We start from the raw sequence: 14,017 nt of genomic DNA, 5'->3' as shown, positions 1-14,017 counted from the left end.
TCTTGCTCGATTTTAAAACTGACGGAATTAATTCTTAATTCCTTACCTATTTTCTTTTGTTCAGTTTTCAAAGAACTTTTTGTTTCATTTTTGTTAGCCGCTCGTTTTGGCGACTTTATTAGATTACCATGTCGAAACCCTCGTTGTCAACAGCTTTTTTCAAAAACATTTAATCGTTTATGTGAAGCACATCAACATGTCAGTATTCCTTGCGACGAAGAATAATATACCATCATTTTCGCTCTTGTACAATAGTTTTTACGAAAAAAAGATAACTTTTATATGCGCGTTTATCCCGTGTTTAAAGCGTATACAAGATACAGCGATCGTGCACCTTATTTTATACAAGATATAGTGAAATGGTAATCAATAAATAGCACCTTCATTATGATACTCTTTTTGTTAATTCCTATACTTACATCCTCATAAAATCAAAAAGCCAGCACGAAGCTGGCTTTTTGGTCTCTATTATTTTTCAGAATGACGCATTTGCGGGAATAAGAGAACATCTCGGATAGACGGTGAGTTTGTTAACAGCATCACTAGACGATCGATTCCGATTCCTAGTCCACCTGTAGGAGGCATACCATATTCAAGCGCCTCTACAAAATCTTCATCCATCATATGCGCTTCGTCATTACCTTCAGCACGTTCTTTCAGTTGCTCTTCAAAACGTTCACGCTGATCGATCGGATCATTCAGTTCAGAGAATGCGTTGGCATGCTCACGACCGACAATAAATAGCTCAAAACGATCAGTAAAGCGAGGATCCTCAGGATTCTTCTTCGCTAAAGGTGAGATTGCAAGTGGGTGACCGTACACGAATGTAGGCTGGATCAGTTTTTCTTCTACAAAATGTTCAAAGAATTCATTTACAATATGACCATATGACATGTTGTCTTTTACAGGTACATTATGTTCTTTAGCTAGAGCACGAGCTTCTTCGTCTGTCATTTCAGGCCAGAAGTCTACGCCAGCTGCTTCTTTAATCGCGTCGACCATGTGTACTCTTTTCCAACGCGGCTTAAGATCTACTTCATAGTCTCCGTACGTAACCGTTGTTGTGCCTAATACATCTTCAGCGATGTGAGCGACCAGATTCTCGGTTAATTCCATGATATCAAGGTAATCAGCGTATGCTTCATACAGCTCGATCATCGTGAATTCCGGGTTATGTCGCGTTGATACTCCTTCATTACGGAATACGCGGCCGATCTCATACACTTTTTCAAGTCCACCTACGATAAGGCGCTTAAGGTGAAGCTCGATGGCGATTCGCATGTAAAGCTCCATATCAAGTGCATTATGATGCGTGATGAAAGGACGAGCGGATGCTCCACCAGGAATGGAATGCATGGTAGGCGTTTCTACTTCTAAATATCCATTGTCATCTAAATAGCGGCGCATAGAACGGATGATCTTAGAACGAGAAATAAACGTATCTTTAACTTCCGGGTTCATGATCAGATCTACATAACGTTGACGGTAACGCTGTTCAACGTCTTTAAGTCCATGAAACTTATCGGGAAGTGGACGCAGGGATTTTGTTAGTAACTGAAAATCCTTCGCTTTAATAGAAAGTTCTCCTACTTTCGTTTTAAAGACAAGTCCAGTTACCCCTACCCAGTCACCGATATCAATCGTATTGAATAGTTCGTATTGCTCATCACCAACAGCATCTAATCTTACATAGATCTGAATCTTTCCAGATAAGTCTTGAATATGAGCAAATCCAGCTTTCCCTTTTCCGCGTTTTGTCATGATACGACCCGCGAGAGTTACTGAGATCTCTTCATTATCAAGTTCTTCTTTTTCTTTTTCTCCGTATTCTGCAACAAGATCTGCTGCAGTATGTGTACGGTCGAACTTTGTACCGAAAGGATCTACTCCTTTTTCCGTTAATGCAGTTAACTTTTCTCTTCTAACACGAAGCAAGTCATTTAATTCTACTTCTTGGCTCATGGGAACACTCCTAGCTTTTAGCAGTTTTGAATATCAAGTATGGTATAAGTTAAATCTTCGCCGAAAGGAACACGTACAGTTAAAGTTGAGTGAATCGTTTTTCCAATCGCAGCTTTTGCGATGGGAGATTGCACCGAAATCATGTTTTCACGGGGATCAGCTTCAAATGGATGAACAATCGTATATGTGTACCGCTCTTTATGAATGATATCCTCAATTGTAATAGTAGAGCCTGGTTCTACATAGCAGCCCGCTTCTCTAACCATCGGCCATATGATAGATTGAGCTAAAATATCTTTTATCTCAGACACCCGTGTATGAATGAATTCCTTTTCTGCTTTGTTTCGGCATTCCTTTTTACGTTTTGATAGGTATTGTAGTTCTTTTTCTAGATTCCTGGTGCCTTCTTGGGTGAGTTTGAGCATAGCCATAAGCTATTCCTCCTCCATTATAATAAAGAAAAACACCCGATGCTGAATCTGTTGTTATTAAGCAAACAACAGCCAGTCATCTGATGATCTGGCTGTATGTTGCTAGTGTTAGCTAATTTTTTGTACTTCTTCTAATTGATCAACATACTCAAACAATAGTTTATTCATGCCTTCACGAGTAGTCATCTGGTTGATCGCGTTTCGAACAGAACCTGTTTGAGGCAAGCCTTTAAGATACCAAGCCGCGTGCTTCCTCATCTCTCTTGCTGCAACATCTTCACCTTTAAGATCGATCAAACGATCCATATGAAGCATGCAGATGTTCATCTTTTCACGAGCAGTAGGTTCAGGTGCGATGATTCCGTTCTCTAAATATTGAACAGTTCGATAAAGCATCCATGGGTTGCCAAGTGCAGCTCTTCCGATCATAACTCCGTCAACACCGTATTGATCCATGCGATCTTTCGCTTCCTGAGGAGAAGAGACATCACCATTACCGATAACCGGAATCGATACGTTCTTCTTCACTTCACCGATGATGTCCCAATCCGCTACTCCTTCATACATCTGAACACGTGTACGGCCGTGAACAGCAACAGCGGCTCCGCCAGCACGTTCAACCGCTTGTGCGTTTTTAACAGCATAGATGTGATCTTCATCCCAACCAATACGCATTTTAACAGTTACTGGTTTTTGGACCGCATCAACCGTAGCTGCTACCATCTCATAAATCTTGTCTGGGTCCAGCAGCCACTTTGCTCCTGCATCACATTTTGTGATTTTAGGAACCGGGCAACCCATATTGATATCTATAATGTCTGCGTTCGTATTTTTATCTACGTATTTAGCTGCAGCCACTAATGATTCACGCTCGCCTCCAAAGATCTGCAGGCTAAGTGGTTTTTCGCGTTCATCTACATAAAGCATCTTTAAAGATCTTTCGTTCTCATGCAGAATCCCTTTGTCACTTACCATCTCTGCGCAGACGAGCCCGGCTCCGAACTCTTTAGCGATCAATCGAAAAGCAGGGTTACACACACCGGCCATTGGCGCTAGAACTACCGGATTCTTTAAATGAATATCACCGATTTTCAAGTTAACAATCACCTCGTTCCTCTTACAGGCTTTATATATCGATTACTTATTGTAATTCTTCTACGCTAATGCTGAATTGATCTGCTATTCTTTTAATCAGATCTCCCTTAGGCTTTCGGCTGCCCCTTTCCACCTCACCAAGAACCGAAACTGAGATTCCGATGTCTTTAGCAAGCTGCTCTTGGGTATAGCCTTTTAACTTTCTGAACGCACGGATGCGTCTTCCCAGTCGGTCTTCTTCCATATGCGTACACCTTCTTTATCTCTTTGTTCGCAAAGGACTTGATGTAACGAAATTGAATTCTCCGGGTAAATATCATCTGGAGCAATTTCACATAGAGGTATGAGAACAAACGCCCTTTCAAGCATACGTGGGTGCGGAATGGTTAACTCTTCCGTCTGTATACTTACACTATTATACAATAAAATGTCAAGGTCTATTGTTCGCGGTCCCCATTTTTGAACCCTTTTCCGGTCTAGTTTCATCTCTACGTCTTGCAGTTTACTTAAAAGCGCGTGTGGAGAAAGGGTGGTTTTGAGTTTTAATGCTAAATTTAAGAATAATGGCTGATCCGTCACACCTACAGGATCTGTCTCATAGATCGACGAAACAGATTCGATGCTAATATTATCAAACTCGCCTAACATTGATATCGCTCGTTCAAGCAAACCTTCTCGGTCTCCCATGTTCGAACCGACAGATAGATAAGCAATATTGTGGCCGTTCATCTATACGCGACCTCTTGTGATCTCAACAGCAACCGATTCATAATGTCCAGGAATCGGAGGATCTGGTTTGATCACTTTGACCATCACTTCATCTACCAAAGTAAACTTTCCAAGGATGGAAGCAGAAATCGCTTCAGCCAATGTTTCTAAAAGCTTAACCGGCTCACCTTCAACGATTTCTTTAACCACTCCGTACACTTCTCCATAATTAACTGTATTGTCTAGTTCATCGGACAGTCCCGCTTGGGAAAGGTCCATTGATAATACTACGTCCACATTAAAACGCTGTCCAAGCTTTTGCTCTTCATTAAACACACCATGATAGCCATAGAACCTCATACCGTTCACATACATTTTATCCATGAGACACCGCTCCTTTTTTGAGCATGATGTCCATCATCTTAGTCATTCTGCTCATTTCTTTTACATCATGAACGCGAACGATCGAGCAACCGCGTTCAATCCCAAGGCAAACTGTAGCACCTGTTCCTTCTACCCGCTCTTCAACTGGCAGATCGAGTGCCTTGCCGATCATCGATTTTCGTGAAGTTCCTAATAAGACAGGATAGCCCATCTGCACAATTTCATTCAGTCGCCTAATCGTTTCAAGGTTTTGTTCAAACGTTTTAACAAAACCAACTCCCGGATCTAAAATGATGTTGTCAGGGTTAACGCCTGCCTTAACCGTAATCGCTATACTATGCTCAAGATCAGCGATTACATCTGGCATGAATTCTTGGTAGTTCGTATCAATCCTGTTATGCATGAGAATGACCGGCACATTCGTTTCCGCCATCACTCTCGGCATATCTGGATCAAATTTAGCTCCCCATACATCATTAATGATATGAGCACCTGCTTTTATCGCTTGATAGGCAGTTTCTGCTTTATACGTATCAATCGATAAAGGAACGTGTACTTCTTTTCTTAAAGCTTCTATTACAGGAATCACACGTTCGAGCTCTTGTTCGAGCGGTACTTTTTCTGCACCAGGTCTAGTGGACTCTCCGCCGATGTCAATCATATCAGCGCCGTCCTTCACCATCTGCTTCGCATGAGAAATCGCCTGTTCGATCCGGTTGTGATGTCCGCCATCCGAAAACGAATCTGGTGTCACATTAAGAATGCCCATCACATATGTTTTTTTTGAAAAATCAAGTACGTATTCACCGTAGTTCATTTTTTGCTGCCTTAGCATCATCTCGTGCATGGAGAATCTATCCTTTCAAAAAACATCAAATACTTTGATATTGTTTCTTCGTATGTTTCATGTAGAGCTCTCTAAACTTCTGATACACTTCACCTTCAGCTCCAAGAAACGTTGTATGTTGAAAATGACTGACTGGAACGAGCTCCTGTATTGAGTTAGTAAGGAAAACTTCATCCGCTTCCGTTAAAGTCTCTAGAGTATAGTTCCCCGTTTCTAGAGGAATGTTCAACCGTTCTGATGCATGCATAACCCATTTTCTTGTAATTCCCTCTAAAATCCCAGTGGAAGTGTGAGGAGTAAACAGCTTATGATCTTTGAACCAAAATAGGTTTGATACGGTTCCTTCACTGGTATAGCCTTCTTTCGTTAAGAAAATGCCTTCTTGATTCATGTTAGAAAGCTCTCTCTTACCTAAGATGCTGTTTAAATAGTGATGAGACTTTAGCCGCTTCTCACCTTCTGGCGTATTGCGTCTTGTCTTTAGTAGAACCAGCTCTTTTTCTGAAACTGAACTTGTTTCAACGAGCGGCTTTGTGTACAAAATAACGACAGGTTCCTCATATGGATCTGTCTGTAATCCGATATCACCCGCGCCAGCTGATACATTAAGTCTAAAATAAGCGTCATTCATCTTATTTTTAGCTAGAAGTGTCCTCACCATCTCAATAACCGTATCTGCATCTAGCACGAGATTGATATTCAATTCGTCTAACGCTTCACTGAGTCGGTTCAAGTGGTCCTGAATTAAAAAAGGAAAACCATCATACGTTCTAAATGTTTCAAACGCCCCTAAACCATACATGAAGCCATGATCATAAGGTGAGATCATAGCTTCATCTTTGGAAACTACTTTTCCGTTTAAATAGATGTACATGTAACTTCCTTGCCTTTATAAAAATTAATGAAATTTCTTAGCAATTTCTTTCCATCTTCCGTTAGTATGGACTCCGGATGATATTGAACCCCTTCGATCGGAAGCTCTTTGTGGCGAATCCCCATGATCTCTCCTTCATCTGTCCAAGAAGAAATCTCAAAGCATTCAGGCAGTGTTTCTCTTTTTACGATCAATGAATGATAGCGTGTTGCCGGAAACTCTTGCGGAAGTCCGTTGTAAACCGTCTTCCCGTCATGAAGAACAGGGGACACTTTACCATGCATCAATCGTTCTGCACGTACCACGTCTCCGCCGAACACTTGCGCGATCGACTGATGACCTAAGCAAACTCCGAAAATCGGTATCTTTCCTGCAAAATGCGAGATCGCTTCTAAGGAGATACCTGCTTCATTCGGAGAACATGGTCCCGGAGAAATCATTAAGAAATCGGGATTTAGTTGTTCAATCTCTTGAATCGTTATCTCATCATTTCGTTTTACGACTAACTCCTCACCCATCTCACCTAAATACTGAACGAGGTTGTACGTAAAAGAATCGTAGTTATCAATCATTAAAATCATCTCGTCTCATCTCCTCTCATGTGCTGTCTTACACCAAAATTGACCCGAGCTCACTCTGCTCTTTGGCACGCCACAGCGCCTCTGCTTTTTTTAGACTTTCCTTATACTCACTTTCAGGTATAGAGTCAATAACGATACCCGCACCCGCTTGAACGTGTGCAGTTTCATTTTGACATACCATCGTCCGAATTGCGATATTCATTTCCGTATCGCCGTTAAAACCCATCCAGCCGATACTTCCAGTGTACACACCTCTTCGAACAGGCTCTAACTCTTCGATGATCTCCATCGTTCTAACTTTTGGAGCGCCCGTGATCGTACCGCCTGGGAATGTCGCTTTGATGCAATCGAACGCATCAAATTCCGGCCTTAATGTTCCAACCACATTCGAGACAATATGCATCACGTGTGAATACCTTTCGATCACCATGAACTCATCGACATTCACACTGCCATAAACCGAAACTTTACCAAGATCGTTTCGTTCAAGATCAACGAGCATCACATGTTCTGCTCGTTCTTTCTCATTTTGGATCAGCGTGTTTGCAAGCTCGATATCTTCTTCTTCTGTTCTGCCTCGCGGTCGTGTTCCCGCGATCGGACGCGTGCTGATAAGATCACCTTTTTTCTTCACTAAAAGTTCAGGTGAAGCACTTACAAACTGAAAGTCTGGTGTTTCTAAGTAACTCATATATGGAGATGGGTTGATTCTTCTCAATTCTTCATAAACGTTTAAAGGAGTTGTTCGTAGAACCTGTGACTGACGAACAGAAAGATTCACTTGAAACACATCACCATCAGAAATATATCTTTGAATCTTTTTAACCGCGTCTACAAAAACATCCTCTGTCATGGAAACGTGTTTAAAATCTTCAATGGGATAGTTCTGAATTTCTTGATCCACTTCTGTTGTAGCCGATAACGGTGCTTCCCACATTTCTTTGTAAGCTCGCAGCTTGTCCATGCTATAAGAGTTATCCTTATTATCAGTCAACGTTATAATCCATAACATACTTGTTTCATGTTCATAAACAAACACATCTCTAAACAGCAAAAAGTACAAATCCGGAAGACCAAGATCATCTTCTGAAGTTACAGGCAGTTTTTCAAACTCGCGCGTCAGATCATAGCTCAAATAACCGATCGCTCCACCCGTAAAGTCCGGAAGTCCTTCTACTCGCTCCACATCAAAATCTTTAAACCAGTTCTGAAACTGCTCATATATAGGGCCTTTACGTGTAGTTGAGCCCTCATCTGTTTTGATTGTTAGAACGTCATGTTTACCAGAGACTTCAGCAAACGGTGACAGACCGATAATGCTATACTTTCCAGTTCTTCCGCTCTCCAACAAAACGTGGCGAGGTTCAGTTGCCGCTAATGATTTGTATTTGTAGAACCACTCTTCTTTAGATAGAGGTATACATGAATGCATGACATGCCATTTTTTGTTCATCCCCATACGGTCACTCTCCCAAAAATCTTCTGCTTACATTGTACATGAGGTGTTTCACTTTGGCACATCTTTCTCTTAATTTCCTGCATTTACATGGGTATTATCTCCACTTTAAAAGTCTTTGAGGGATGATGACCTTGTGAAGTATATAAAAGCTCTTTTAAGAGAAGAGAACCAATACGGAGTGGGGTATACACGGCGTAATTCGAGAAATCTCAGCAATAATTCAGGAAATTTCAGCGTTATTCCAGCGAGATTTATCAATAATCCCGCGAGTTTTGAACATATATCGGCGAGTTGACAATATTCGACTACCTCCAACCATCCCTATACCCCCACACCTAACAAAAAAAGCCCCCAAAAGGGAGCTTCCTAAAAGAATTAGTCTTCAAATTGGTACAGCGGAGTACTTAAGTAACGTTCGCCATTACTTGGGATGATTGCTAATACCTTTTTGCCTTTACCAAGCTTTTTAGCAACTTTTAACGCTGCCGATATAGCTGCGCCAGAAGAAATGCCGCCCAAAAGCCCTTCTTCACGCGCTGCTTTTCTCGCCCATTCGAAAGCTTCATCGTTTGAGATGGTTAAAACTTCATCGTAGATGTCTGTTTTTAAAATGTCAGGCACAAAACCCGCACCGATTCCTTGTATCTTGTGCGGTCCTGGTTTACCACCAGACAATACCGGAGAATCAGTCGGTTCCACCGCATAGATCTTGATTTCTGGGTATTTTTCTTTTAAGACCTGACCCGCACCTGTGATTGTTCCACCTGTGCCGATTCCAGAAACGAAAGCATCCAGACCATCAGGAAATTGTGAGACAATCTCTTGACCAGTCGTGTTTCGGTGGATCGCAGGGTTCGCTTCATTCTTAAACTGCTGTGGCATGAAGTAACCTTTTTCTTTTGCTAGTTCTTCAGCTTTTCTAATCGCTCCGCCCATTCCTTCTGGTCCAGGTGTAAGGACAAGGTCTGCTCCATAAGCTCTCAGCAGGTTTCTTCTTTCTAAACTCATCGTTTCAGGCATAACAAGGACCGTTTTGTATCCTTTTGCTGCAGCAACCATTGCTAAACCAATACCTGTGTTACCACTTGTCGGTTCAACAATAGTATCTTCTGCTTTTAATTTTCCGCTTTTCTCTGCATCTTCAATCATTGCTAATGCGATACGGTCTTTTACACTGCTTCCCGGATTCATGAACTCTAACTTCAGGTAAACATCTGCCATATCCTCTGATGTAATGCGATTCAATTTCACTACAGGGGTTTGACCAATCAGGTCTGTGATTGATTGCGCCACTCTTGCCATTTGCCATCACTCCTAAAACCGAGTATTTTTATTGGATTAATTGTAGCAACCCTGGAAATACTCTGTCAATTTTATTGCATACACAGATCATCTATTACAATGGTACGCAGATATTTTTATTTCATGTATAAAACAAAACCCGGAGAAAAGTCCGGGTTTACGCTTTTGCTTGATCAAGCAAGGTTTGTAGTTCTTCTTTTGTAAAAATATAAGTGGCGTTACAGAATTGACAGTTCGTTTCTGCTTGGCCATCTTCTTCTATAATATCTGAGATCTCTTGTTCACCCAGACTTACGATCGCTTGCCCAAAACGATCATGTGAGCATGTACACTGAAAACGCACTGGAGATTTCTCAAGAATCTGGACTTGGTCTTCTCCTAAAAGCTCAAATAAAATTTCTTCCGGTGTCATCCCTTTTTCGATCAATCGAGAAATCGGAGGAATCGCGTTGATTCTTTCTTCGAGTAAATCAACGATTGCATCCGAAGCATTCGGCATCACTTGTACGATAAAACCACCTGAGGCTTTGATCGAATTGTCCGGATTCACAAGAACACCAACACCTACTGCAGAAGGCACCTGTTCAGAAGAAGCAAAGTAATACGTAAAGTCCTCTCCTAGTTCACCTGAAACCATCGGCACTTGTCCTGTGAACTTTTCGCGCATTCCGATATCTTTTAAAACTGATAAGAATCCGTCTTTTCCTACCGCTCTTGCTACATCTAGCTTTCCTTTGCTGTTCAATTCAAAGTGAGTATGAGGATTCGTTACATAACCACGTGTCTCACCTTTTGAATTGCTATCTACGATGATCACTCCGATTGGGCCGCCGCCTTCAATCTTCACCGTTATGCTGTTGTTTTCACCTTTTAGCATCATACCCATCATGGTCGAAGCAGTCATCGCTCTTCCTAAAGCAGCCGAAGCTGTTGGCCATGTATCATGTCTTCTTTGTACTTCACTTACCATCTCAGTAGAAGAGATCGCATAAGCTCGGATCTGCCCATCATAAGCAAGGGCTTTAATTAGATAATCATTCATTAAAACTCACCCTTTAACTATTCTTATTTTTATCATATATCAGCAATAGACCTTTTAATGTTAAAAATGGATCAACATGATCGATCACGTTGCTTTCCGCTGCAATTAAATTCGCAAGTCCGCCGGTCGCAATTACTTTTGGTTCAACCTCAGACTGTTCTTTCATTCTTTTTACAATACCCTCTACTTGTCCTACATATCCATAGAGAATACCCGCTTGCATCGCATTCACCGTATTCTTTCCGATCACACCCTCAGGCTTAGCAATCTCAATACGCGGTAGCTTGGCAGCTTTCGTATAAAGAGCCTCTGTAGAGATATTGATACCCGGCGCAATCGCTCCACCCATATACTGTTTGTTTTCATTGATGTAACAATACGTAGTAGCTGTACCAAAATCAACGATGATCAGCGGTGCATCATATTCGTGAATAGCAGCAACTGCGTTAACAATTCGGTCTGCTCCTACTTCTCTTGGGTTTTCATATTTAATATTCAACCCTGTCTTAATACCTGGCCCCACTACTAATGGACGTTGGTTAAAATATTTCACACACATACGCTCTAAGGCGAACATGATTGGCGGAACAACCGAAGATATAATGATACCTTCAATCTGCTCTTTATGAATATTAACGTGGCGGAACAGATCAAGTATAAGCATGCCATACTCATCTTCTGTTTTTTCACGTGATGTATGAATTCTCCAATGATGCTTCAGTTCATCATTCTCATAGAGTCCTAAAACAATATTCGTATTTCCGACATCAAACACAAAAATCATGGAATTTGTCCCCGCTTCTTATCTTAAGTTTCTATAATAGTTATAACATAAAACGTATAGGTGTAAAGCAAGGCGGCTTATTGGGGAGAGTTTCGCTGATTCAAGGTGTTATTTGAAAGTGGTTGATTTCCGTTACAGGCACTCGCTTTCCGCGGGGCAGGCGGTGAGCCACATTTGGACGTTTCACTCTTAAGTGTCTCACCCGCCCGCCTGTCCCGCAGGAGTCTCGCACCCTACACTCCAATCAACTGTCAGTGAAGGGAAAGAACAAAATAATCCAAAATACCAACCGCCTCTCTAGTAGTCTTAATTCTTCCACTCCTATAAGCTTTTCCTTGAAGATAAAGGACAAAAACAAAATCAAATAGTTAAGTTTTCTTAAAAAGATGTTTTCTAAAGGGTTGTTGCTTATGGATGTTTTTATATTATCTTCATTGACAAGTTGATTGTAGCGTAAGGTTGCCGACTCCTATGGGACGAGCGGGCAGGTGAGACCCTTAAGGGCGCAAAGCGGCAAGGGGCTCACCGTTCGCCCCATGGAAAGCGAGCAACCTGGAGCGGAAATCAACTACTTTCGCAATCCATACAAAAAAGGACACCTCATCTCTGAGGCATCCTTTTTTTAAAAATTAATCTTGTTTTGGCTCTTCATCTTTTTTGTTAAGTGTTACCTTAACATCATCAGATGGGTTAGAAATTGTTTTTCTGTCAGGTAATTTACCTGTTTTAACGAGTTCTTTGATTTGTTCTTCATCAAGCGTTTCTACAGTTAGCAATGTTTGAGCGATAATTTCTAATTTAGAATTATGCTCAGTAAGGATCTGACGGCAACGCTCGTAAGATTCTTTGATGATACGCTGAACTTCTAAATCAATTTCATGCGCGATTGCATCACTATAGTTCTGCTCGTTATTGAAGTCTCTTCCTAAGAAGACTTGACCGCCTTGTGATGAACCGAACTGCATCGGCCCTAGGCGTTCACTCATACCGAACTCTGTTACCATGCGGCGAGCGATTCCAGTAGCACGCTGGAAGTCATTATGAGCTCCTGTACTTACTTCCTTGAACGTGATCTCTTCAGCTACACGGCCTCCAAGAAGTCCAACGATCTTATCTTCTAATTCAGGTTTTGTCATAAAGTAACGATCTTCTTTCGGAAGCATTACTGTGTAACCACCTGCTTGACCACGAGGGACAACGGTAACTTTATGAACAGTGTCAGCTCCTTCAAGAACTAGACCGATAACAGTGTGACCCGCTTCATGATAAGCAACAATGTTCTTTTCTTTTTCAGAAATCACACGGCTCTTTTTCGCAGGTCCTGCAATAACACGGTCGATCGCTTCATCAACGTCATCCATATCGATCTTTTTCTTATTCGTACGAGCAGCTACTAATGCTGCTTCATTCAATAAGTTTTCTAGATCCGCACCAGAGAAACCTGGAGTGCGCATCGCGATCGTTTTCAAATTAACGTCTTCTGCAAGCGGCTTATTGCGCGCATGCACTTGAAGTACTTCTTCACGTCCTTTTACATCTGGACGGTTTACCGGAATCTGACGGTCAAAACGTCCCGGACGAAGAAGGGCTGGATCTAGAATATCAGCACGGTTGGTAGCTGCGATAATGATAATTCCTTCATTAGCACCGAAACCGTCCATTTCAACTAGCAATTGGTTAAGTGTTTGCTCACGCTCGTCATGACCTCCGCCAAGACCAGCTCCACGCTGACGACCTACCGCATCAATCTCATCGATGAAGATGATACATGGTGCGTTTTTCTTAGCATTTTCAAACAAGTCACGAACACGTGATGCACCGACACCGACGAACATCTCAACGAAATCAGAACCTGAGATCGAGAAGAAAGGAACGCCAGCTTCTCCTGCTACTGCACGTGCAAGAAGTGTTTTACCAGTACCTGGAGGTCCTACTAAAAGAACACCTTTTGGAATACGCGCACCTAGCACAGAGAATTTACGCGGATCTTTTAAGAATTCAACAACTTCAACAAGCTCTTGTTTCTCTTCATCAGCACCAGCTACGTCTTTAAACGTAACCTTTTTCTTTTCTTCGTTGTAAAGTTTTGCTTTACTCTTACCAAAGTTCATGACACGGCTTCCGCCGCCTTGTGCTTGGTTAAGCAAGAAGAAGAATAAGATAAAGATAATGACAAACGGAATTATTGAGGTGAAGAACGTCACCCAGCCACTCGTCTGTTCTTGCTGTTTAAATTCAACATTTGATGAATCAGCAAGCTTTTCAATCTCAGCCAATGTGTTGCCAGTTAGAGGAGCATTCGTTTGGAATACTTCTCCTTCTTTAGCTCCTTCAAGCTGGCCGCGGACAACATATACGCCACCCTCAGGCTGGTAAACGATGCTTTCCACTTTGCCTGATTCGATGTACTTAGTCAGCTGATCATAACGAATTTCTTTGACTTCGTTGTTGTTGCCGTTAAAAAAGCTGACAACTCCAACCACAACTAAAAAGATTAATAAATAAAATATAGTATTACGGAAGATGCGATTCATTCCTTACCTCCTTA

General features: G+C 41.7%; 15 protein-coding genes. 1 reads left to right on the top strand and 14 read right to left on the bottom strand.

The annotated features are described in order from the left end of the window. Positions 1-225: hypothetical protein (locus tag H9648_RS20820; RefSeq protein ID WP_225219011.1), on the top strand; the 225-nt coding region annotated here is incomplete at its 5' end. A gap of 243 nt (positions 226-468) precedes the next feature. Here the strand turns inward: H9648_RS20820 and lysS are convergent. The 14 genes from lysS to ftsH form a co-directional block, all read right to left on the bottom strand. Continuing rightward, positions 469-1,962, bottom strand: coding sequence for a lysine--tRNA ligase (gene lysS, locus H9648_RS19475; RefSeq protein WP_191755373.1), 1,494 nt, complete (start codon positions 1,960-1,962; stop codon positions 469-471). A 17-nt stretch (positions 1,963-1,979) separates the two neighbouring features. Then, positions 1,980-2,393, bottom strand: a complete 414-nt coding sequence (locus tag H9648_RS19470; RefSeq protein ID WP_191755372.1) for a GreA/GreB family elongation factor — start codon at positions 2,391-2,393, stop codon at positions 1,980-1,982. Positions 2,394-2,501: 108 nt separating this feature from the next. Continuing rightward, the gene (gene dusB / locus H9648_RS19465; protein WP_225219010.1) at positions 2,502-3,488 is read right to left on the bottom strand and encodes a tRNA dihydrouridine synthase DusB; all 987 of its coding nucleotides are present in this window, start codon (positions 3,486-3,488) and stop codon (positions 2,502-2,504) included. 46 nt (positions 3,489-3,534) lie between these two features. Continuing rightward, positions 3,535-3,732, bottom strand: a complete 198-nt coding sequence (locus H9648_RS19460) for a helix-turn-helix domain-containing protein (protein ID WP_191755371.1) — start codon at positions 3,730-3,732, stop codon at positions 3,535-3,537. Next, positions 3,684-4,217, bottom strand: coding sequence for a 2-amino-4-hydroxy-6-hydroxymethyldihydropteridine diphosphokinase (gene folK / locus H9648_RS19455; RefSeq protein WP_191755370.1), 534 nt, complete (start codon positions 4,215-4,217; stop codon positions 3,684-3,686). The genes H9648_RS19460 and folK overlap by 49 nt, the downstream gene beginning before the upstream one ends. Next, a complete protein-coding gene (gene folB, locus H9648_RS19450) occupies positions 4,218-4,580 on the bottom strand; it encodes a dihydroneopterin aldolase (RefSeq protein WP_191755369.1) in 363 nt (120 codons plus the stop codon). After that, positions 4,573-5,418, bottom strand: coding sequence for a dihydropteroate synthase (folP, locus tag H9648_RS19445; RefSeq protein ID WP_225219016.1), 846 nt, complete (start codon positions 5,416-5,418; stop codon positions 4,573-4,575). Before folP ends, folB begins: the two co-directional genes overlap by 8 nt. Before the next feature lie 34 nt (positions 5,419-5,452). After that, complete coding sequence (gene pabC, locus H9648_RS19440; RefSeq protein ID WP_191755367.1) at positions 5,453-6,301, bottom strand: aminodeoxychorismate lyase; 849 nt, start codon at positions 6,299-6,301, stop codon at positions 5,453-5,455. Further along, positions 6,286-6,882, bottom strand: coding sequence for an aminodeoxychorismate/anthranilate synthase component II (gene pabA, locus H9648_RS19435; RefSeq protein ID WP_191755366.1), 597 nt, complete (start codon positions 6,880-6,882; stop codon positions 6,286-6,288). The genes pabC and pabA overlap by 16 nt, the downstream gene beginning before the upstream one ends. A 28-nt stretch (positions 6,883-6,910) precedes the next feature. Further along, complete coding sequence (locus H9648_RS19430) at positions 6,911-8,335, bottom strand: anthranilate synthase component I family protein (RefSeq protein ID WP_191755377.1); 1,425 nt, start codon at positions 8,333-8,335, stop codon at positions 6,911-6,913. Positions 8,336-8,716: 381 nt separating this feature from the next. Beyond that, complete coding sequence (cysK, locus tag H9648_RS19425; protein ID WP_066390567.1) at positions 8,717-9,643, bottom strand: cysteine synthase A; 927 nt, start codon at positions 9,641-9,643, stop codon at positions 8,717-8,719. A gap of 157 nt (positions 9,644-9,800) precedes the next feature. Further along, positions 9,801-10,685 carry an Hsp33 family molecular chaperone HslO gene (gene hslO, locus H9648_RS19420; protein WP_191755365.1) on the bottom strand — a complete coding sequence of 295 codons (885 nt, stop codon included), beginning with the start codon at positions 10,683-10,685 and terminating at the stop codon, positions 9,801-9,803. A gap of 13 nt (positions 10,686-10,698) precedes the next feature. Beyond that, positions 10,699-11,469, bottom strand: coding sequence for a type III pantothenate kinase (locus tag H9648_RS19415; RefSeq protein ID WP_191755364.1), 771 nt, complete (start codon positions 11,467-11,469; stop codon positions 10,699-10,701). A gap of 629 nt (positions 11,470-12,098) precedes the next feature. Then, entirely contained in the window at positions 12,099-14,003 is a 1,905-nt protein-coding gene (ftsH, locus tag H9648_RS19410; RefSeq protein WP_191755363.1) for an ATP-dependent zinc metalloprotease FtsH, read from the bottom strand. Positions 14,004-14,017 lie beyond the last annotated feature (14 nt).

Source organism: Fictibacillus norfolkensis, assembly GCF_014836645.1.
Taxonomy (GTDB): domain Bacteria; phylum Bacillota; class Bacilli; order Bacillales; family Fictibacillaceae; genus Fictibacillus; species Fictibacillus norfolkensis.
Note: the sequence above shows the minus strand (reverse complement) of the source record. Positions and strands in the feature narration are given on the sequence as shown.

Excerpts from the sequence above, each read along its gene's own strand:
- lysS (WP_191755373.1), bottom strand. The coding sequence starts at position 1,962 with ATGAGCCAAGAAGTAGAATTAAATGACTTGCTTCGTGTTAGAAGAGAA.
- H9648_RS19430 (WP_191755377.1), bottom strand. The coding sequence starts at position 8,335 with ATGAACAAAAAATGGCATGTCATGCATTCATGTATACCTCTATCTAAA.
- ftsH (WP_191755363.1), bottom strand. The coding sequence starts at position 14,003 with ATGAATCGCATCTTCCGTAATACTATATTTTATTTATTAATCTTTTTA.
- pabC (WP_191755367.1), bottom strand. The coding sequence starts at position 6,301 with ATGTACATCTATTTAAACGGAAAAGTAGTTTCCAAAGATGAAGCTATG.
- pabA (WP_191755366.1), bottom strand. The coding sequence starts at position 6,882 with ATGATTTTAATGATTGATAACTACGATTCTTTTACGTACAACCTCGTT.
- folP (WP_225219016.1), bottom strand. The coding sequence starts at position 5,418 with ATGATGCTAAGGCAGCAAAAAATGAACTACGGTGAATACGTACTTGAT.
- cysK (WP_066390567.1), bottom strand. The coding sequence starts at position 9,643 with ATGGCAAGAGTGGCGCAATCAATCACAGACCTGATTGGTCAAACCCCT.
- H9648_RS19470 (WP_191755372.1), bottom strand. The coding sequence starts at position 2,393 with ATGGCTATGCTCAAACTCACCCAAGAAGGCACCAGGAATCTAGAAAAA.
- hslO (WP_191755365.1), bottom strand. The coding sequence starts at position 10,685 with ATGAATGATTATCTAATTAAAGCCCTTGCTTATGATGGGCAGATCCGA.
- H9648_RS19415 (WP_191755364.1), bottom strand. The coding sequence starts at position 11,469 with ATGATTTTTGTGTTTGATGTCGGAAATACGAATATTGTTTTAGGACTC.
- H9648_RS19460 (WP_191755371.1), bottom strand. The coding sequence starts at position 3,732 with ATGGAAGAAGACCGACTGGGAAGACGCATCCGTGCGTTCAGAAAGTTA.
- folK (WP_191755370.1), bottom strand. The coding sequence starts at position 4,217 with ATGAACGGCCACAATATTGCTTATCTATCTGTCGGTTCGAACATGGGA.
- folB (WP_191755369.1), bottom strand. The coding sequence starts at position 4,580 with ATGGATAAAATGTATGTGAACGGTATGAGGTTCTATGGCTATCATGGT.